The sequence below is a fragment of the Prochlorococcus sp. MIT2302 genome, from assembly GCF_059772385.1.
The window spans coordinates 792,890-814,647 of the sequence record NZ_CM186285.1 but is presented as its reverse complement, the minus strand read 5'-3'; the positions used below and the strand labels follow the sequence as shown (position 1 = coordinate 814,647).

17 protein-coding genes are annotated in these 21,758 nt (G+C 27.1%); 7 read left to right on the top strand and 10 right to left on the bottom strand.

Annotation, left to right across the window (positions count from 1 at the left end):
- Positions 1–221 precede the first annotated feature (221 nt).
- The 3 genes from AC6EI2_RS04840 to AC6EI2_RS04830 all read left to right on the top strand — a co-directional run bounded on the left by AC6EI2_RS04840 (position 222) and on the right by AC6EI2_RS04830 (position 1,973).
- Positions 222–443 (top strand): GNAT family N-acetyltransferase, encoded by a 222-nt coding sequence (locus AC6EI2_RS04840; RefSeq protein WP_498463264.1) that lies wholly within the window; start codon positions 222–224, stop codon positions 441–443.
- Positions 444–603: 160 nt separating this feature from the next.
- The gene (locus tag AC6EI2_RS04835; protein ID WP_498463263.1) at positions 604–1,293 is read left to right on the top strand and encodes a PIG-L deacetylase family protein; all 690 of its coding nucleotides are present in this window, start codon (positions 604–606) and stop codon (positions 1,291–1,293) included.
- Positions 1,290–1,973: a formyl transferase gene (locus AC6EI2_RS04830; protein ID WP_498463262.1), complete on the top strand. Its 684-nt coding sequence runs from the start codon at positions 1,290–1,292 to the stop codon at positions 1,971–1,973. Before AC6EI2_RS04835 ends, AC6EI2_RS04830 begins: the two co-directional genes overlap by 4 nt.
- A gap of 163 nt (positions 1,974–2,136) precedes the next feature.
- Here the strand turns inward: AC6EI2_RS04830 and AC6EI2_RS04825 are convergent, their stop codons facing one another.
- The 5 genes from AC6EI2_RS04825 to AC6EI2_RS04805 form a co-directional block, all read right to left on the bottom strand.
- A complete protein-coding gene (locus AC6EI2_RS04825; protein ID WP_498463261.1) occupies positions 2,137–3,801 on the bottom strand; it encodes a glucosamine inositolphosphorylceramide transferase family protein in 1,665 nt (554 codons plus the stop codon).
- 237 nt (positions 3,802–4,038) lie between these two features.
- Positions 4,039–5,103 (bottom strand): sulfotransferase, encoded by a 1,065-nt coding sequence (locus AC6EI2_RS04820; protein WP_498463260.1) that lies wholly within the window; start codon positions 5,101–5,103, stop codon positions 4,039–4,041.
- Between the two features lie 635 nt (positions 5,104–5,738).
- Positions 5,739–7,217, bottom strand: a complete 1,479-nt coding sequence (locus AC6EI2_RS04815) for an arylsulfotransferase family protein (protein WP_498463259.1) — start codon at positions 7,215–7,217, stop codon at positions 5,739–5,741.
- A gap of 1,239 nt (positions 7,218–8,456) precedes the next feature.
- A complete protein-coding gene (locus AC6EI2_RS04810) occupies positions 8,457–9,500 on the bottom strand; it encodes a hypothetical protein (protein ID WP_498463258.1) in 1,044 nt (347 codons plus the stop codon).
- A gap of 170 nt (positions 9,501–9,670) precedes the next feature.
- A complete protein-coding gene (locus AC6EI2_RS04805; RefSeq protein ID WP_498463257.1) occupies positions 9,671–10,807 on the bottom strand; it encodes a glycosyltransferase family 4 protein in 1,137 nt (378 codons plus the stop codon).
- A gap of 203 nt (positions 10,808–11,010) precedes the next feature.
- On the opposite strand from AC6EI2_RS04805, the gene AC6EI2_RS04800 reads away from it, so the two are divergent.
- Complete coding sequence (locus AC6EI2_RS04800) at positions 11,011–12,312, top strand: hypothetical protein (protein WP_498463256.1); 1,302 nt, start codon at positions 11,011–11,013, stop codon at positions 12,310–12,312.
- 26 nt (positions 12,313–12,338) lie between these two features.
- Here AC6EI2_RS04800 and AC6EI2_RS04795 read toward each other — a convergent pair whose 3' ends face one another.
- Positions 12,339–12,980, bottom strand: coding sequence for a class I SAM-dependent methyltransferase (locus AC6EI2_RS04795; RefSeq protein ID WP_498463255.1), 642 nt, complete (start codon positions 12,978–12,980; stop codon positions 12,339–12,341).
- Positions 12,981–13,106: 126 nt separating this feature from the next.
- Positions 13,107–13,922 carry a PI-PLC domain-containing protein gene (locus AC6EI2_RS04790; protein WP_498463254.1) on the bottom strand — a complete coding sequence of 272 codons (816 nt, stop codon included), beginning with the start codon at positions 13,920–13,922 and terminating at the stop codon, positions 13,107–13,109.
- Between the two features lie 351 nt (positions 13,923–14,273).
- Here AC6EI2_RS04790 and AC6EI2_RS04785 point away from each other — a divergent pair, with 351 nt between their 5' ends.
- On the top strand, positions 14,274–15,374 hold the full coding sequence (locus AC6EI2_RS04785) for a sulfatase-like hydrolase/transferase (protein ID WP_498463253.1): 1,101 nt from the start codon (positions 14,274–14,276) through the stop codon (positions 15,372–15,374).
- A 33-nt stretch (positions 15,375–15,407) separates the two neighbouring features.
- Here AC6EI2_RS04785 and pseI read toward each other — a convergent pair whose 3' ends face one another.
- Positions 15,408–16,466, bottom strand: a complete 1,059-nt coding sequence (gene pseI / locus AC6EI2_RS04780) for a pseudaminic acid synthase (protein WP_498463252.1) — start codon at positions 16,464–16,466, stop codon at positions 15,408–15,410.
- A 113-nt stretch (positions 16,467–16,579) separates the two neighbouring features.
- On the bottom strand, positions 16,580–17,425 hold the full coding sequence (locus AC6EI2_RS04775) for a phytanoyl-CoA dioxygenase family protein (protein ID WP_498463251.1): 846 nt from the start codon (positions 17,423–17,425) through the stop codon (positions 16,580–16,582).
- 235 nt (positions 17,426–17,660) lie between these two features.
- Here AC6EI2_RS04775 and AC6EI2_RS04770 point away from each other — a divergent pair, with 235 nt between their 5' ends.
- Positions 17,661–18,602, top strand: coding sequence for a hypothetical protein (locus tag AC6EI2_RS04770; protein ID WP_498463250.1), 942 nt, complete (start codon positions 17,661–17,663; stop codon positions 18,600–18,602).
- 44 nt (positions 18,603–18,646) lie between these two features.
- On the opposite strand, the gene AC6EI2_RS04765 is transcribed toward AC6EI2_RS04770, so the two are convergent.
- On the bottom strand, positions 18,647–19,672 hold the full coding sequence (locus AC6EI2_RS04765) for a glycosyltransferase (RefSeq protein WP_498463249.1): 1,026 nt from the start codon (positions 19,670–19,672) through the stop codon (positions 18,647–18,649).
- Between the two features lie 227 nt (positions 19,673–19,899).
- On the opposite strand from AC6EI2_RS04765, the gene asnB reads away from it, so the two are divergent.
- The gene (gene asnB, locus AC6EI2_RS04760) at positions 19,900–21,747 is read left to right on the top strand and encodes an asparagine synthase (glutamine-hydrolyzing) (RefSeq protein WP_498463248.1); all 1,848 of its coding nucleotides are present in this window, start codon (positions 19,900–19,902) and stop codon (positions 21,745–21,747) included.
- Positions 21,748–21,758 lie beyond the last annotated feature (11 nt).

Here is a 21,758-nt window from a genome sequence, read left to right as displayed (position 1 = left end):
TAACTCTGAGCAAGATATGAACGATATAGTGGTTTCAAAAGCCAGAAACTATCATTCTGAAAAGATCTGGAGATGGTGTAATGATCACATATATTAGAAAAATGTTTGTCAATAGTGAAAAAATATCTTGGGAAGATCATTCTTCTTGGTATGAAAACTTTTATTAGATAATGATAAGAAATTATGTGTAGTAGAAAGAAGGAGAACCTATTGGAGTTGTTATGTATGATGAATATGATAGTAGAAGTAATATATATGAAGTTAATATAAACATTACACCTTCTAATGGAGGAAAAGGTCTTGGGAAAAAACTGCTAACTAGAAGCATAAAAAAACTTTTTGATGAAGTAAAAGATTGCAAACTGATTAGAGCCAAGGTTGAAAATGTTAATGAATCTAGTAAAAAAATTTTTACTTTATGGTTTTGTTTCTTGAGAGAGTGAAATGAATATGAACACCTATGAATTATCTCTTGAATAGGTTGGGATACAAAATACCATATAAAATATTGAAATGACTAAACTTTCGGTGTTGATACAAAATCTAACTTCTAATTCAAGAAGATCATTCTTATTTATGTTTGTCCAACTCATTTGAAGAAAAATGCATAATGCAACCAAGCATACAGTTTTAATCATTGTGGCTCATTCTGATGATGAAACTCTAGGGATAGGAGGGACAATTGCTAGGCATAAAAAAAATGGTGACTATGTTTATGCTTTATCTATGACTAATGGTATTGGATCACGAGAAAATTCTGAAAAGAAAGAAATCGATAAACGTTTTAAAGCGGCTGAAAAAGCCTCTGAAATTTTAGGTTTTAAATGGTTGAAAGCAGGCGATTTCCCAGACAATGCGATGGACTCAATACCACTTCTAAAAATCATAAAATTTATTGAGGAAGTAAAGAATCAAATAAAACCTACACTTATATATACACATAGTTCCGCTGATTTAAATATTGATCATAGAATAGTAAGTGAGGCTACATTGACTGCATTTAGACCGCAAGACAAAGAAATATGGCATGAAATCCGAACATTCGAAGTGCCTTCTTCTACAGACTATGGACACAAGTCCATTACAAATTTATTTTGTCCAAATTTATATATTAATATTTCTGATTTATGGAATGATAAATTAAATGCTTTGAAAGCATATAAGGATGAGATGAAAAATGCTCCTCATTCCAGATCAATTCATGGAATAAAGAATCTAGCAAAATACAGAGGTAATCAAGTTGGTATAGATTTAGCGGAGGCCTTTGAAATTATTAGGAAGATTGAAAGATGAGTAATATCTTAGTAGCCTCTTCAAAGGGGTGGTTTAATAAGTTTGCTAAGTCCAAAGAATATAATAAATTATCTATTACTTATATTGTAGATAAAAATGAACTTTCAATTGATAAGTTAGATAAGATTAAACCAAGATACATATTCTTTCCTCATTGGAACTGGAAAGTTGAACCAGAGATATACGAACGTTATGAATGCATAGTTTTTCATACAGCGCCTTTACCATATGGGAGAGGTGGTTCCCCAATACAAAATTTAATATTAAAAGGTTATGAGAAATCTCCTTTATGCGCATTAAGAATGAACTCTACTATTGATGGTGGACCTATATATCTAAAAGAAGAAGTTTGTTTGGATGGAAATATAGACGAAATATTTAATCGAATTGCTTCTCATATAGAAGAAATGATAATACATATATGTAAGTATAATCCTAAACCAGTTAAGCAAGAAGGTGATTCCTTTACCTTTAAAAGACTTGGATATAAAGATAATGAACTAAAAAGTTCATTATCTTTATATGAGATATATGATAGGATAAGGATGGTAGATGGAGAGGATTATAAAAGTTCCTATATCAATTTTGGGGAGTATAAAATTGAATTTACAAATGCTGAAATTGAAAATAATCAAATATTTGCTAAAGTTAGAATATTTCATAGCATAGAAAAGGATTAAAATAAAAAATATTAGTATATATATGACTTATAAATAGTAAAGTTGAATTTTAATTAATACTTTTGTTTTTATGTTTTTTTATTCTAATAGTCAATATATCTTTTGAAGTTAAGATAGCATTGTTTCTAATGAAATTATATTAGAATCTCTTAAGATTTAATTTTTAAAGGTCTATAGATTCTTCTTTTAAATAATCAAATACCGTACAGTTCTCAGAAGAGTTCATGTGATGGATTCCAATAACTTCACTCGAGAAGTCTGGAGTTATATCACAAAAGAATTCTCTTTCAAAAGAATGCTCTGTTAATGTGTTTAATTTATATATTTTAGCGGATTTTCCATAAAGATTAAAAGAAGGAGATTGATTTACAAGATAAATATCACCTGATTTTGATAATAATCCTCCCATCCTCGCTGAAGAAGAATCTATTACTATTGGATTTTGTTTATGCTCAACCCATTCTTGATCTATGGGATTATGACTCCAATATGCAAATAATTCAGAGTTATTTTCTAAAGAGTCTGATGGATCTATATTGACAAACAACCACCATTTTTCTTTATAAAAGAATACAGTACTATCTGATGCTTTTACGTTGTTAAATATAATTCTTTCCAATTCCCATTCTAATGGAAAATTTGTTGATTTATATAATCTAACATCATTATTTTCAGATGACTCTGGAATCATATAAAAATTTTTATTATATTTAAATACAAATGGATAAGACAGATGGAACTTCTCATTAATTGCCTCGCCAATATATGTAGCGGAGTCTTTTTCTAGAGAGTAAACTGCTATAGTTGCTTTTTTATCAATGTAAGAATATTTTTCTACAAAACAGAAATATTTTCCTTCAAAACTAATTACAAATGGATCAGCTAAAAAACACTTTGAAGGATTTTTTATTTTACAACTTTTGTATAAAATAATATTTTGCCAGTTATTAAATGAAAAAGAGACACCCCATCTAAAAAAGATCTTTTTTATGTTTCTTTTGTATAACTTTTTGATAATAAAAACAAATAGATATGATATATATTTTAATTGCTCTTTAATAGATGGTACTGTATATAAAGACATACAATAGGGTTTTGAATTGATAAATCTAGGCAATTTATTTCTATTTGAAATATCTAAAAGTACGTTTTTCATATGATAATTTGATTTTTTATAAACGTTATATTTGTTTGCTGTATAAGTTAATTGTGTTCTGAAATTTCCTTTTTTTAGGACTTTCCCTCCATCTAATTCTTCTGTAAGAATTTGAATAGTGAATCCAGTTTTTGATAGCATATGAAAAACCTCCCAAAAACAAGCTGGCCCACCTCTATTTATTAGATTATCAGCATGATGGAATGAAATTATTCCATACTTTGCTGAGCTTAAAATCTCACCTCTAAGTATCCCTGACCCCATTCTTATTATCAGATCTAGATCAAAATTTCTAATTTGATCTAGATCTGATTCTTTATATCTATAGACAAGTCCTGACTTCGAAAATTGAGGTTTAATATATATTATATTTGAAAAATATTTTTGAATATTTGTTTTTACTTCCAATGATTTATGAATAATTAATTTATTTAAATTTAAATAAATTATTCTTGTTATTAATTTATCTAATTTAGATAAAAATTTAAAACTTATTCGTCTAATAGAGCCTTTTATTCCGTGATAATTTATTCGTGAATAAGTAGTAGACATAGGTATTTCTTGAACAATTGCTAATATTAATTCGAAGTTATTTCTTTCATTCATCCATTTTATTAGGTCATAACTCTCTTCAGTCACTTCCAGAGAATCTGCAATTATTCCTATTTTCATCTTAAAAAAAATACTAGGATTTATATGTCTATATTCTACTCTTGTTTTAAATGTTAACCAACAACTTTTTCTTATTCAGGATTTAAATTATACTATTCTTTATTATTATATTATAAAATTCTATCTTTCTACTCAATTTTTTTCTCTTGTATTATTATAATTATTTTACCCTGATCTATTTTTCTTAGATTATTTATGATCAGTTTATATTAGTAAAAATCTTAGAGGCTTTGTAATTTAAATGCAAATATCATTCAATGATTTATCTTTTAATTGTGTATAAATATTGTTTGCATATTCCAAACTATCTTTATCCATATCTAATAGATGATCTTTAGAGTTTGAGACCCCAACTTTAAACTTAAATTTATCAGAATTTTCATTAATCATTAATTTATTGTATAGTTTATTTTTATACTCAGGGTCTGTGCAAAGGTCCTCATAACATACTAATTTGATATTATTATTATTATTTTTTGATAAGACATTTAACAACCATTCATATGTATATATCCATTGTTTAAGCCAATAGTTAATTTTCATATCATCAAATGATTGCAATATTTTTTCTTGTGCATCTTTGTATATGAAGGGCTTTTTCCCTTTACCAAATTCCCAATGACCAATTAAATTCATATAGTCCAAAACAAATTGATCGTTATTCTGAATGCTCGTAAGTCTTTTATGGACTTGTAATAGTGATTTAGCTTGTGCCAGTGGTGATCTAAACACTACTAGGAATATTGAGTTTGAGAAGTAAGAAGCTAATGCAGTTAGTCTAAGATGGTGATTATTGTTTTTGATAACAAGTCTTTTCTGACCGTCTAAATTTAAAAATGACTCCAATAAATATGCGTAACCAAATGCATATTCTTCTGTGAATATATGAGGAGTTAATCGTTTATTATCATTTTTATTTTTATATATTGTATTTATCCAATATGGTTCATCTAAGCATTCTGCAGTCTGTGAACTTATAGTTAAACCATCTCCATGAAGCCTTTCTGTTTCTTTGATTTGCTTACTTCCATTGAGTTTTGAATATAATTTGGCTAGTCTTGGTGAAAGTATAAAAGGCATATATTTATAACGAAGTGATGAAAATTCATTAGTACTATCGATAGACTTAAGAAGTGCAGTGGTACCTGCTCTTGCTAGACCAGTTATAAAAATATGTTGAAACTTATTTAAGTTAATTTTAACAGAGTTAGTTTTAATCCTTTCTATAAAGAAATTTACTATTTCCCCATTACCTAACAATTGCTGATGCAATATTTGACTCAGTTTTGAATATTTATTCATTTATTTTTCTTTATTAAAATTAGATATGGAGCCGTAGAGAAAAGAACTAATAATTCTAAAGATGAAAACAATTTACTAATTATCAGCATTGTAAATGTAAAAAAATATGGGATTAAAAAAATAAATATATTTAAAATCAACTTAGCTCCCGTAATTGAAATCTTATCAAGTTTTATCTTAAGATCATTTATATTCTTTACCGATCCATTAGATAAAACCTTAACTATACTTCTTATTGAATCTACATAATTCAAAATTGTGAATTTAATCTTATTAATTTTACAAAGATAATAAACTTCTAATGAACCTAACGTTAAAATAAATACTAGGAAAAACAACTTTATAAGTATACTCATCTTTTAATCCCTTTTGTTTTGTTTAATATCTTTGGGTTTACTTTTTTTCGAAGTAAGATTCTTAAAGTATTTAAACGATTTTTTTAGATACCTTAATAGAGTCAAGAAGAAAGAGGCAAAAAAAGTTATAACAACAGTAATAAAAACTACAATACCAGCAATGGCTACTCCTGGACCTCCATAGGCATAAGCTGGACTGCCTATACACATTATTGATAAAAGAAGAAGAAATATATATTTATTAGATTTATTAAATCGAAAATGTTCTTTTGTCATGATTTAATTTTTTTGAAACTTATTAGTTAATAATTCTATAACACCATTAGGAAGAGTTTGTAATCTTCTTGACCAAACCATCATATAATATATGTTTGTCTCATCATTTCTATTTATATATTCCCATAATATTTTTTTAGTTTTTGCATCGTATTCAAATAATCTACCATAAGTAGTTTCTTCTATATAGATTGAATCATTTTCGATTAAATATTGTGAACTTCCTTGAGAAATGGTTTTAGGAATTAATTGTTTATCTAAAAAGCTAAAGTCTTCTCTATTAACAACTAATTTTTCTTCTTTTTGATTTCTTAGAGAATTATTATAAATTCGTACTTCTGGTTTTTCTTCTTGAATAAGTGAAGGTAAATTATTAATTGTTATAAAGATATTATTATTAGAAGATTCAATATTATTTTCAGTCATAACATTATTATCAAAAAATGATATGAATTTTCCTTCTTTATCTAATATGTCTACATCATGCTGCTTATTACCATACCCATCAATCATCCAAATAACCTGTTCTTTTTTTAAGTCATACGCAATAATATTGGATTGATGTCTAAGACTTAGTAAAACTATATTGGTTTCTTCATCATTATTTAGTGGTTTAACATCATTCAGGTGGAATGGATCAAGAGTTGGGAATGGCTTATAAAGCTTATAATCTAAACCTGCTGTTTTATATATATCTTTTAATAAATAAGTTTTTATAAGTTTTAAATCTTTATTTAATATCGCGAAACCTTCATTCCAGTAAAGTTCTCTTTTACTTTCTTTGGTTTTTTTATTTACTACCTGTATCGGAACAAAAATATTATCTTGAGAATCAATTTCGATTGAATGATGGTAAAAATGTTCTGAATTATGTTCCAAAATTTTACCCTTCGGCGATAATTTTATTAAAGGAGATGTATATCCATCATCAGATTGAACAGCTGTTATTAGATTACCGTCATCAAGTAATAGCGGATTAAATAAAGTTGTGGAATTAGGCTGTTTATCAATTTTTAATTTATTTATTATGTATTCAGTATCTACGTCCCATTTATACAGTGAGGTTTGCTTGTTTAAATCCCACAATTCTATCAATGGTTCTCCGTCTTTTTTAGGGTCAGCGGCAGAAAGAAGTAGATAACCTGCATTTTCTCTAGTTCCTTTTTCATAATTAAAGGTAAATCCTGAGTTGATTTTATTAAATCTTTCTCTTACTTCAGATAAATCTTGAGCAACCAATCCAGATGTTGTAGATTTATTGATTAATGTTTTTATATTTTTTATATTCTCTCTTGTTTTTGTCAGAAAAAATCTACCAGGTGCTGTAATTTTTGTTTTCTTTATGAGCTTACAAAAAGAGCCTTTTTGAAATTGATATTTATTACAGTGATCACCCTCATATACTACAACTGATTGGAATCCAATGATTCCAAATACTAAAACCACGTATGGAGGGAGTGTTTTTAGTATTTTCCTAATCATTAGAACATTTGAATTCCTTTTATAATACATTTTATTATTTATCTCTTAGAAATTTTTTATATTAATCAAAAATGTATTGATTCTATATCTTATAACATAATTTTATTTATGTGATTCATTTATGCATCTTATAAGTAATCTGCTATTGATTTAAAAAGGATGTCGTATTTCAAATTCTAAATCATACTGCCTAATACTATTTTTTTCGAGAATATATAAGATTTGGACTTACAATAATTTTATTTTTTTGCAATTTAATTATTTTATAAGAAGTCTATGATGAGTAATTTATCTAATTTCTCTTTTGTAGGCATATGTGTGTTGAATAAGATACATATTTAAAGCTTTTAAGGCCTTTATTAAGCTTAAATTATTTGGATTAACATTAATTATAAAGAATTCCGAACGAGAAGACTTTATTGGTGGTAGAGGTTTAAAATTTTTAAATATTAAATCTATAAGTTCCATATATTCTTCATATTCATTGGAAATTACATTAACACCTATTGTATTATCATGAGTTATGTAGAATGATCCAAATATTGTTGAAAATTTTTTTACTAAGTACCATTTCCTATAATTAGAGCACTTAACAAATTTTAAATGTTCATTAAAACTCGGATTTTTTTGATGACTAATATTAAATTTTTTGTTTTTTATAAGATAAAATAATTCTTTGATATGTTCTTCATTATTTTTATTGACTTCTATAAATTGTAACAAGGTGAGATAAATTATTTATAATTATTATCACATATCATTTACATGATTTAGATAATCAAAAGAATATTATTACATATTTTTTCAAATTTGACTATAGGTTTTAATTAATCTCTTTTGAATAAGACCCTTAAATTTACGAGCATGTGTAGAATATTAATTGCTATTATCGATATTAAGGGCTTAATTTATTAAAATTATAATATCTTCATTTAATCCAATATAAGCTGATAAGTTTGTTAATAAAGTCCGGTAACTTATTAGGAAATCTATCATAGCAATTAACTATTTTTCATCTTTCTATTCCTAATGATTCAGAAATATTATTTAATCTCTTCGTTATTTATCTCTTGCCTAGAGCAAATATTTATAAATATATCAATTTTATATTGTTATCTATATTAAGATTTATTTGTTTCTATATTGTTAAAATCATCAGAAAAATATTATTATTTGATCTTATCAAGAAAGGGAATTTTTGTGGAAATTATTTGTTTGAATAATTAATATCTTAAAAAATTATAAAGTCAAATCTAATGTGGAAATAACAGTGTAATTTCTGTTCCCACCGCACCAACCATCTTTAAAATATGAAATGCCTAATTGTTTCTTAGAAGGAGTAAAATCAGTAGTTGAATAGGTATAGTCTATTCCAAGTGTATAACTAACAGCATTCAGCTTTTCTAAGTAATTTAGGGTGGCATCTTTCATTACGTGAGAAACATATATCTCCTTTCCAAAGTCCGTTGTAGCTACAGAGTTATCTATGCAATGTCCATTAATAATACTTATAAGTAACATTCCTTCTGTTGCTCCATTTTCTTGATTTTTAGCAACAACATAGAATGCTTCATTTTGCTTAACGAAGTTTACTTGTTTAATATAACTTTCTAAATCTCTTACTTGCATCCCAGCATCTGCAATATGTAATTTCATATATTCTTCTGCGACTTTATTTATATCTCCAATTGTCTCATGATTTAAAATTGATATTTTAAATCTTTTTGAGTATTTTCTTACATATCTTGCATATCTTTTCCTTACTTGATTTCTCCAATTTTTTACTAACATAAAGTGGTTAGATTGAAAAATTGTTTTGTAACCAAGTTTATTTAGAACTAATTGTCTATTGATCAATTCAGCACCTTTTACTCTAGGATTATTAACGGTTATAGTTATTTTTTTACAATTTATTTTTTCAGCATGATTTCGTAATTCGATTAAAAGATCTTCTTCTATTGATTTGTTAGATGAATTGGAAATCACAGGCCATCCTATTCCAGCCGTAGTTCCTCCACTAGGAAATGAGATATTCTTACAAGAATCAGATTCACTAACGATATATGAAAGAAATCCTATGATATTTTTACTTTTGTCATAACTAATTAGAAAACCTGTATATATCACACTTCTATAACAATTCAAGAATTCTAATAATGCATATGAATTTTGATACCATGTGTAAGAACTATATTTTATTAAATCAAGTATTGATGCTTTTGTAGATCTTTCTAGGGGTTGATTCAATTCATCTAGAGATATTTTTCTTATTGAATTATTCATTGCTTATCTTATGCAAGCTATATTGGCCAATTATAATACAATATTTATCTTTATTTTTAAACCTTAGATTTTTATATTGATATTTCTATACTTTGAATTGCTTTTAATTTATATAAGGAATTAAGCTTTGAATATTAAAGGAAATATAATGAAAAAGTGATTTTTATTCTTTATCTTTTGTAGTTATAATCTATTTGACTTTTCATGTTAAAACAATAAAGAATTGACAAAATACTAAAGGTTATGGAAAGACACAAGTATAAAACTTTACCCGGAACATCGCTTATGTAAAGTGATAAGGAAACAATGAGCTGAGTAAAACCATATAAAATAATAACAGTATCCCTATGGAACATTCCTGTTTTAAGTATTTTATGATGTATATGCCTTCTATCTGGATAAAATGGTGAGTAACCTTCTGCAATTCGTGCGAATATTACATAGCTCAAATCAACGATTGGATGAAGAAATATAAGAAATAGAATGGGAATTGGTAAAACTTGTAAATATTCCGAAGAATTAGGAAGTTGATATTCGTAAGTTAATCCTATAAGACTTATTATGGCTAAGGAACTTCCAAGTAAATAGGAGCCACCATCACCCATTAGAATTTTCGCAGGATAAAAATTAAATCTAAGAAAACCAAGTGATGCTCCACAAAAACAAGCCATAATAAATGCCATATCTATGTTGTTTGAATCAAGAAAAAGTATTAATATCCCAAAGCTAATTATTATTGATATTCCTGAAGCTAGGCCATCTAAGCCATCAAGCCAGTTCATTGAATTTGTGATGGCCACTATCCATAAAATACTAAAAAGAAAGCTAATTATTTTTGGAATTTGAATAGGCTCAATGTTATAAAATATCCATGAAATATCTACTGCGTTGAAGTTTAAACCTAATGAATATATTAATGATGCAAAAATTATTTGTAATGAAAGCTTAAATAAAGGTTTTAATTGGTATATATCGTCACTACTACCTAAGCAATAGAAAAGTAGAGAGCTAATTATTATTACTATTAAAGAGTTCATGTTGATTAAATGATCTGAATTTAAATATCTAATAAATGACAATAATATAATTCCTACAATAAAGCCAAATAATATTCCAAGACCACCTAATCTAACAATATTCTTCTTGTGTTCTTTTCTTTTATTAGGCTTATCTATTACGTTAAATTTTATACCTATTAAATTTACAAAAGGCATTGATAAAGCTGTTAGGATAAGTGAAAACAAGAATCCAATCGTTAGATAAATAATAACTTGATCTAGACTTCTAGATACCAAGTTGTCTAGCATTTTCTCTAAACAGGTATGTAACAATAATATACCATTAAATAAACTTTAAACGAATTTAAATCTAAATCTCAACCATAATAATTAAGCTAAATTACTAATACGTCATCTAATGTTTATTAGAATTATTATGTATTGCTAAAAATAATCATCTGAAATTTGTATGGGAATGTAGTAAAATTTTAATGATTGTGTTGTTTTTATTAATGAAAGCAGTCACGCTTGTGCAACTTAATGAAATTAATTTCTCCATTGTAAGGAAATATATAGACGATGGATATAAGCTGGATTATTTTAAGAAAATACTTGATACATCAATTGATACATATGAAGATGAAACTTACCGAAATTTAGAGCCCTGGATTCAATGGATTTCTATTTTTAATGGTAAATCGTTTAAGGAACATGGTGTATTTCATTTAGGAGATGGAAAAAACATAAATTCAGGTAATATTTTTTCCGATGTTACTAATTTACTTGGAATGAGCTGTGGGGCTATTGCTCCAATGAACATATATGCTAAAGATATAAGATATGACTATTTTATTCCTGATCCATGGTCTGATCAGGCAGCTAAAGGAAAAAAAAGGCTAAAGCTTATTTTTAAAGCAATTCAACAGGGTGTTAATGATAATTCTGGGAAAGGTATAAATTTTATTAATAAAATATTTCTATTATCAGGTCTTTTTCTTACGCTTAAGCCCATAGATATTCAGGAGATATTTATATATTATTTAACTATAAATAATAAATCTTATAGAAAAGCTATATTCTTAGATTACATATTAGTACTTTTAGAACAAAGACTTAGTCAAGAAAATAATACAGAATTTTCAACTGTTTTTTTAAATGCTGGGGCTCACATACAGCATCATTATCTTTTTAATTCTAAAGTTCTATTGGATAGTCTCAAATATAAGAATCCAGAGTGGTATATAAAAGAGGGGATTGATCCATTAGGAGAAGTTCTTATTTTTTATAATAAGATATTGGAATCATACGAGAAAATTGGAAAAAAAATAATACTTATGACCGGCTTACAACAAGTTCCATGTGAAAAAATCGAATTTTATTATCGGCTTTCAAATCATGACAAGTTTTTTAAGTATTTAGGTATCGAATACAAGAAAATACTTCCTCGAATGACGAGAGATTTTGAAATTCAATTTGAAACTAATAAAGATCGAGATGAATGCAAGAATAAGTTAACTAAAATAATAGATAATAACGGTATTAAAGTATTTAATGAATTAGATATACGAGACAAGAGCATTTTTTGTACATTGACTTATTCAGATGAAATTACCAGTAATGTCGCATTTAAATACGGAGAAAAAAATATAAATTTAGCCATGCATACTAATTTTGTAGCTGTTAAGAATGGTAAGCATGACAGGAATGGTAAATTATTTATATCTGATAGAGATTTAAGTAGAGAATATTGTAAACCGATTGAACTTCGTGATATTAGAAAACTTATTATTTCTGATATCCAATCAACTAAATAATAGAGTTTTCATTATATATATTCATTTTAGAACTTAACAGCTGATATGTTATAAAAATCATTTCTTTTAATTAATTTTGCATAATTGAGAATATTATTAATACAATGATCATTAGATTGTAGCAATATACTGTTATTTTGTTGAAGTAATTTAAGATTATTATTAATGAATTTTTCAAGTGCTTCCCAACCCAATGAGTTAAACATGAATATTATATTTTTTGGATCCTTGATTTTGTATGATACAGCATTTTCACATATAAATTCTATTTCAAGCTTTTTTTTATCTTTATGTTTATCATTTCTTCTTTTAAGATTTTTTTTCGATATTTCACTTAGTTTTCTATCAAGTTCTAAACCCTTTAATGATTTAAAACTATAGTATTCTCCCAGATACATTGTTGAGATTCCAATTCCGCTTCCAATATCTAGTAAGCAATATTCATTGATATTTATCTTATCTTCTATTAGAAAACTCATTAATCTATCAAGATTTTTTAGCCAAACAGTTTGGAAGCCATGATACCCTTTCTTCTCCCAGTCATCTCCATGAAGAATCGCCCCCTCAATAATAAAGTCTTGGCAATCAATTCTTTTTAAAAAAGATTTATTGTATGTGTCATTTTCTTTTCTTGTTAAATCATCAATATATCTATTATGATTGTGCATTACGATACTAATTTATAAATTAATTTTATATATATTATATTACATTATATTTGAAATCAACATTTTTTAATATTTTCTAGGATTTGGTCTAATTACAAAATTCAGAAGAGTAAATTTATTATAAATTTACTTTTGGCATTCAAGATAACTTGCCTCTCCGTAGGCAGCATCAAATCCGAGTTTTCTGCTATGAGCAAAAGCCTGGCATGAATTGATTGGATGAGTCATTAATATTAAACTTTTCGATGGCTTAATCTCATTCCTTTTTTCCCAGGATATTGTAATTGCATTAATAGACTTTGGTATGTTTTTCCTTACGATGTCGAAATATGCATGCGTTCTATGAAGAGTGATAATTGGGGCGCTCCACAATAGACCGCTTCTATTTGTCAATAATGTAAAAGTTTCAATATCAACAGGCTTCATTAATTGGAATATTAGTAGTTTTGATAATTTATCGGGATTCTCTCTCGAAAGTATTTCTTTTTCAATTATCTTTGAGGTTTCTTTGAAGTGATTTTTTATATCTAAGATTAGAAATAAATTATTATTGTCTACAAAAGTGAGTATTTTTTTGAAATTGCAATCTTTTGGTTTGAACGGTTTGGGTTCTTCAGGGCCGTGATGACAGCGAAGTATTTTTGTATTATCAAGATATAGATCAACTTCAAGAAATTTTGCTCCTTTTTCTAGTGACATCATGGCAGAACTTATCTCATTCGCACGTTTATAGTCTCCTAGAGCATGTGCTACAAAGCCCCTTTCTTTAAGTTTTACTTGCCATTTATAGTCTAATTTGCTTGGTTTCCAATGATCTGTTAGAGACCACCACTCACTTCTAACTAACGTATAGTATGAGTTTTTAATAGCTCTTACAAAGTCCCCTTGATGGAAAGGATGAACTAATTCTAATAGTAAATAACTTAGATAAATGAATTTCACTAAAGAATATTCTTGGATCTGAAATTATAAATAGTTGATATGATAAACTTTACTATTTTTTTAATTTGAATTTTGTTAGAAATTTGCATTGCAATAATTGATCCTATAGAGATAATTATTAAAGGATAAATTGCGATCACAATTGAATCAAGGCCAAAAACTCTAAGCATTACTGAAATGGGTAGATGGTAATGAATTTTTAGGTATTGAATTAGATACCATATACACAATGCACAAACTATTACAAATCTAAGGTATTTATTTTTTAAAAGAAATGCAAATATTAATATTGCAGGAGGTGCATAAATGCTATAAATACCTGAAAATGGAGAAAGAAAAGCAGAAATTAAAATGAATAATATCGAGTATTTTAAATATTTGTTAATGGCACTAAGAGATGGTGCAAAGAATTTGAAGATCCTTTGCAATCTAATAGTATGTTTAGTGGTTTTTTGCTGTTTAGCAAGCACGCGATTCGTTCCTAGCGGAGTAGACAAGGGATTTTTATCTCTTGTCCGAAAAAAAGTTTTTCCTTTAAGTAAAAAAAATGAACCTAATAGTATTAATCATATATTAAAACCTGTTGTTTATAAAAAATTAACTGATGATATTTTATTTTCTAGATCTGATTCTAAGTATCAAGATAAAGGAAATGTGGTTATTTTATTAATTGCGGAATCACTCGGTGAATTAGAAGGTATCCAACTTTTTCAAACTCTAGAATCTAGGTTTAAATTTAATCTTAATAAATCAATAAATAATTCTTTAAAAAAAAATTATCAGCTAATTTCTCTACCAAAGTCGATTGCATTAGGAGGTACGTTTTTATCTGAGTTGTCATCACTTTGCTCTTTTTCAAAAGATGATTACTTAAGAGTACTATATAACAATGACAATTTACATAAAGAGAATTTTACAGAATGCGTCCCTAATTTATATAAAGATTTGGGTTATAAAACCTTTTATATACATACAGCAGGATTAGACCTTTATGCACGAAGAAAAATAATGCCTGCTTTAGGATTTGATCAAATTTTCTCACCAAGTGAATACAATAAAAAGTTTATACCTATTGAACATATTGTTAGATGTGCAACAAAAATGTTTTGTTCAAAACCCGATAAAACTAGTTTTGATTTTGCCTTAGAATATCTAAATAATAATAGTGATGATAATATTTTTATTACTTTGTTAACTGTTGACGCGCATGGTCCATATAAGTCGAACCTAATAAAGAAAAAGAGTGAAATTCAAGTTTTTAAAGAAAAGGCAATAAAGTCGATAGATGAAATTTCCTTATTTGTTGAAAATGTATTAAAGTTAGAGGAAGATCGTAAGGTTTCAATATTAATTACATCTGATCATCCACCTACTTTAACATCATTTATAAATAAATATCCTCGAAATACATTAAGATACAATTTCTCTTTATTTATAACTCAATCAAATTAATACTAATATAATTTTTATTTATATTAGTATTAATTAGTCATTCTTTGAGTTTTCTTTAAATACATCCCAAGTTACAGGATCACCTCTCTCGACATCTTTTATTATAATTTTGCCAATTATTTCATCTTGATATTTTGGCTCTATTCCGTATCCTGGCCTGATTCGTCGAAAATCATTAATACTAATTTTTGAGCCTTTTTTTAAATCTTTAATAAAGTACAAAGATCGACGAAATACCTTACTGCTAACCTCTTTATCTGCTCGCCCTAATTTTTTTGATCCTAAAGCCATCCATGCTTGGGTTCCTATCTTTTTAAGTTCCTTTAATTCAACAGGCTCAATAGAAAATTGGCTGTCAAAACCTTTTTCTTTTCTAGATAAAGTAAAGTGCTTTTCTATAGCTGTTGCGCCAATTGCGATGGAAGCAATAGCAGCTGTATTTCCTATTGTATGATCTGATAAACCGACCTCTACACCAAACTCTTTTCTTAAAAAAATAATATTTTTCAAATTTGATTGTTCTAGTGGCGCTGGATATGCGCTAATGCAATGAAATAATAGTAAGCATTCACAACCATATTCTCTTGCCGTAGAAACAGCCTCATTAATTTCTTTAATTGATGCCATACCTGTAGACATTAGTATTGGTTTTTTTTTGGATGCTATATATTTAATTAATGGTAAATCAACTAATTCAAATGATGCAATTTTATAAGCAGGTGTAGTTAATTCTTCAAGAAGATCAACAGCAGTTTCATCAAAGGGAGTAGAGAATATTGTAATACCAATATCTTTTGCAAAGGAAAATAGTTGATAATGCCAATCAAAGGGAGTATGCGCTTTTTCGTATAGTTCGTACATTTTGTATCCATCCCAAAGTCCTCCTTTGATTATGAAATCTTCTTTATCACAATTTATAGTCATTGTATTTGCAGTATATGTTTGAATTTTTATTGCATCTGCACCAAAATCTTTCGCTGCTTTTATTGAGTTTTTAGCTTGATCAAGTGATCCATTATGGTTCGCAGACAGTTCTGCTATGATATAAGGAGGAAAATCTTTAGAGATCTTCCGATTATTTATCTCAAACATTTATTTAACGAAGTCATATAAAGTATAATAGTTTATTATTCTTTATAAAAGAATAATAATGTATATGAATAATTATATACAAATATGCCTATTATTTTAAAATATCAACTTATCTAATTTTGATAAATTGTATTAGAAAGTAAATTTATCCCCTTCCAAGGATTGGAGTAATCTAATTTACCTTTTGCTGAATTTTTTAAATACCTTAGGATGTTAATTATAGATGTATAATAATTAATTGAATTTAGTAATCTTGTTCTATTTTTTATTGCATAGGAACGTGGTGAATACTGGTCCATTTTAATATCAAAATTTTCAGAATAAAATGATGGTAATTCAAAGTCTGGAAAATTTTTATTTGTTTTCTCATAAAAATAACTTTTTGGATTCAGTTTAAAAATGTTTCTACTATTAGAGAATCTAAAATGAAAATCTAGTCTTTCACATTGAGAATTACCTTGATGCATTAAACCTGGTGCAAAAAAGAGTACATAACCAGCTTTACCTTCGATTTCATAATAATGTGTTTTTGGTAAAGTTAAAGGTAAAAATGTATCTGGCATTTTATCTTCTTTAATCCTATTATTTGATTTTCCCCAAAAATCGAAGTTAGGTTTAACTATTCTAAAACCATCTTGATCCTTTAGATATATGGCCACTTGAATGGTATTCATTTCAGATATATTTCCATTCCAACCTTCAAAATCTCTATGCCATTTTCCGATATACTTATAATTCCTCATCGTGAATAATCTTGCAAGGTGAAGATATACTTTTTCCCACCCCATAAGTTCCTTAATTGTATTTCCTAATTTAAGATTTATAAATAATTCTTTGACAATTTCATTTGATATTAACTTATTAAAAGGAGATTCAATAGCGGCTATATTATCATTTGTAAGATGAGGATAATAACATCTTCTTAGGGGATAGTTGATTTTTATAGCTTTATCTCTCAACTCCTCTACTCCTCTTTTGTATCTTTCTACTGCCTCTTCCTTAAAGCCCATACTAATTAAAGTCCAACCTCGTGTCTTTAATTTGTAAATATCAGCTGAGGAGACTTTCATCTAAAACTTTTCCTATGTTGAGACTACATTAAATTAAAAAATAATTCAAGTCAATTATTTTTATGGAGAATAATTTCCCATTAATCTTATTACTGTTATATTGCAAATAATAATTTATATCAAAATGAAAGAGCAACTTTTTGCTTTTGGACTAAAGTCTGAAATTTCTAATGATTTATTAAGTCGTTTTATATTAGATAAGCAATTTATACATACCTCTTACGATTATGGTTCTCAGTTAGATTATTTGAAGGATACTTCAAATAAAATCAATATAAAATTAAATTTAATTTATAAAGTATATTTGAATTTTTATGATATATCTTCTGATATTAGACTTCCTCTTTTACTCCAAGTAGAGAGAGTATATGAAAAGTTAGAACCTTATCTAGATAAATTAATCTTACAAATTTCCTCTGTACCAGCTAATAAAAATTTCTCTAGCAAGGATATTTCGAATTTCTTAAATATTTCTTTTAATAAATATAAAGTTACTTATTTCTTTGTCGAATCATTTGTTGAAAGTGAAAGATATGTTAAAAGACTGCTAATTAAACTTATGAAGGCAAGAGATGCCTTAGGACTGGAAAAAGATATATATTTTGGGGTTACTAGCTATGAAAGTCCTTCTTGTAAAGGTTTCTCAGAAAAGATGATTGAATTTGTTAATTTGCATAAGTTATATTATATGCCTATGAGAATATTTAGAGGATCTAATAATAGAAATTCAATAGATTTGGCATTAAATAAAGTTTCATTAGAATCCAGGTACAGTAATTTCTTTAGGGCTATAACATCGACAACTAATTATGAACATTACAAAAAACTATCCGCTATGAGAAGTGAGGAGATTAATACTTTTAACAAGTATTCTTATTTGGCTAATCATATAATCGCAAGTAATCCATATGGTATATGCTATGACGATAATATAAGAAAAAAGACAAAAATCAAAATAATAATGATAAAATCATTTTTAAAACGTTTAGTATTTATTTTCTCATCAAGATCTAAATTTAAGAAATTCAAAGATTTATTTGTTATTATTAGAGCTGGATTTATTTAAAATAATTAGTATAGATAAAATAGTTTTCTCTTCTTAATTCGTTTTTATAGTAAATTTAGGCAGGCGTTAATTATGTCTTCTTTATATATAGATTGTGAAGACCATGTTCTAATTGAATTCTCTTTAATCTTATTATATTTCTCAATATTTGTTATTAAATCTAAAACTTTAGATTTTACATTTTCATTGTTATCATAAATAATACTATTAACTAAGTCTGAGCAATAAGACTTTACCTCTCCTACATTTGTAGTTATTGGTATCAGTCCAAGTTGCATTGATTCAACTATTGACATCCCCATGCCCTCAAAGTCACTAAGCTGAAGAAAGAACGAACAATTTTCTACATATTTTATTATATATTCGATTTCCATTGCCTCATAAATTTTTATATTATCTTCTAGATTTAAATTATTTATTAACTTAAGAAGTTTTCTTTTTTCTCCAAAATCTTCTCCTATTATTGTGAACGTTGCCGTTGCATATTTTTTGTAGATTTCTTTAAAAAAATTTATTGACTTATCTATTCTCTTTTCTGAACTTAATCTTCCCCAATATATAAAAGTTGGTGAACAGTATGAAATAGCTATGGGCTGATATCTTGATGTTCTAAAACTTATTACTCTTGTTTTATATTTTTTTTTAGTAAATATTAATTTGCTCAATCTTTTTTTTAATGTTTCTTTAGAGTCTCCCCATATTTCATCTGAAATTAAGGCAGCGATATTTGTGATAATTGAATCCAATATATGAACATTATTAGTTGAGTGCAAAAATAAAATAAGTTTTATTTTTCTCTTAAATAAAATAAGGAAAAGAGCTATTAGATTACTTTTCCATAATGAAGCTATAATTATCGATGGCTCTTTATCCCATAAATGAAAAAATGATTTAATATATGATATTATTAATTTATAATCATTCTTGACTTTCTTGTTAGATTTAGGCTTGCTTAAAGGGTACACATTAAAATCAAATTTTTTGTGTTTTAGATTAATTGTAGTTTTTGCAGCAATTTCTACTCCTCCAGTACTTTGGGTTGGTATTATATGGTAAATTATTTTTTTCATAATTAATACCTCTTAGGTATTTATTCTAATATACCATAATTAATAGATTCTAATAATTACAATATTGTTTCGTAGATCTTTTTATATCAATGCCTTTGTTCATATCTTTTCAATATAATTTTACTATCAAATTCGTTATTTATTTATATAATGATCTATATGTTTAAATTTGTGATAAATATTTGTATTATGTTTAATGTATTGAAAAATTAGATTTAATTATTTTTATGTGTGGCTTTGTTCTGGTCATATCAAAAAAAGCATTTGACCATACTGATTTTGTCAAAAAAGCCCTTAATACACTTAAAAATCGGGGACCAGATCAGTATAAATATCAATCATATCTCAATAATCGTTTATGGCTCGGTCATACTCGACTTTCTATTAATGATTTTTCTAGTGCTGGTTTACAGCCGATGAATTCCGACAATGGTAATTCACTGATTTTTAATGGTGAAATTTATAATTTCAAGAATTTGATCTTTGAATATGACCTCTCCAATCAATTGATTAGTAAAAGTGATACAGAGGTACTGATAACCTTGTTGAATAAATTTGGTGTACAAAAAACTTTATCAATTATTCACGGTATGTATGCATTTGCCTTTCTTGATATCACAAGAAGGAAGATTTCTATAGTTACAGATCTTTTTGGTGAAAAACCCATTTACTACTTTAATTCAGGTGATGATTTTATTGCTTCATCACAATTAGATGTTATAGCTTCTTTTCGTAAATACAATAAAATTATTAACCATAAAAAGGTATTTGAATACTTACAATTTGGTTATGTCAGCAATGAAGATTCAATTTATGAAGGAATTAAAAGATTGCCACCCTCTACATTATTAGAACTTGATATAGACGATTTAAAAATAAAAAAAATAAATAATACTAATCTGCACCTTTACCACACTTTGGATAATTCTAATAAAATTAGAATTAATGACGTTAGAGATAATCTAATTAAATCACTTGAGGGACAACTATCCTGTGACGCCACTAAAGGACTTTTCCTCTCTTCAGGCACTGATTCATCTCTTATCGCTTCGTTAGCCGTAAAAGAATTAGGAGTTAAACTACCCACGTTTAATGCATCTTTTAAGGGTTTAGGTTGGGATGAAAGTCAGGGAGCTCAGCTCGTAGCTGATCAGCTTGGTCTTGAATTGAATAAGGTAAATATTGATTCTTCTGTAGTAGAGAAATATATAGACAAGCAACCTTTTATTTTTCATGAACCATTTGCTGATCCAGCCCAAATTGCAAGTTTTGAGATTTCTAAATTTGCAAAGAAGAATAATATAAGCGTTCTGGTTGGAGGTGATGGAGCAGATGAGTTGTTTTGTGGATACCTCAGATTAAAATATGCTAATTATTTATCTTTAGTTGAGAATTTAAGTCTAAGAATGCCCTTGAGAAAAATATCAGAATTTATACATAACACATTAACAAATATCTTTAGAATGGATAATCAATTTTTATATAGAATTGAAAAGTTGAACAATATATTGAATGTTGACTCTCAAGATAGCTATACAAAGCTTTCCGCATCTGATCCTGATATTTGTAAATATACTAAATTTTCCATAGACATAAAAAACGATCATATCATGTTTCAAGATAAGAATTTGATAAATTACGTTGATGCCATGGATTTGTGCCGCTATCTACCCTGGGATATTCTTGTTAAACTTGACCGTTCATGTATGTTTAATGGTGTTGAATCAAGAAGCCCCTTTTTAGATAAGAATTTAGCTAATTATGCTCTTTCCTTTCCAGTTGAAATGTTAATGGGAAAGGTTCATCTTAAAAGTATTCTTTCGAATTATATTAGTAGGGAATTAATTTATAAGCCGAAAAAGAGTTTTGGCATTCCTCTTCATCAACTAATTAATAAAAATATTTTATCAGTGTTAGACAATTTATTAATGAAAGATCAAGAAGTCTTTCCTTATTTAAAAAAACAAAATATTAGAGGCCTAATCAAAAAATCTGAATATACTTCATTAAGTGCGAGGGAAGCTATTCTCTTATGGAAGGTTCTTATATTATATAAATGGTCATCAGTTCAATAATATTTCTTTTA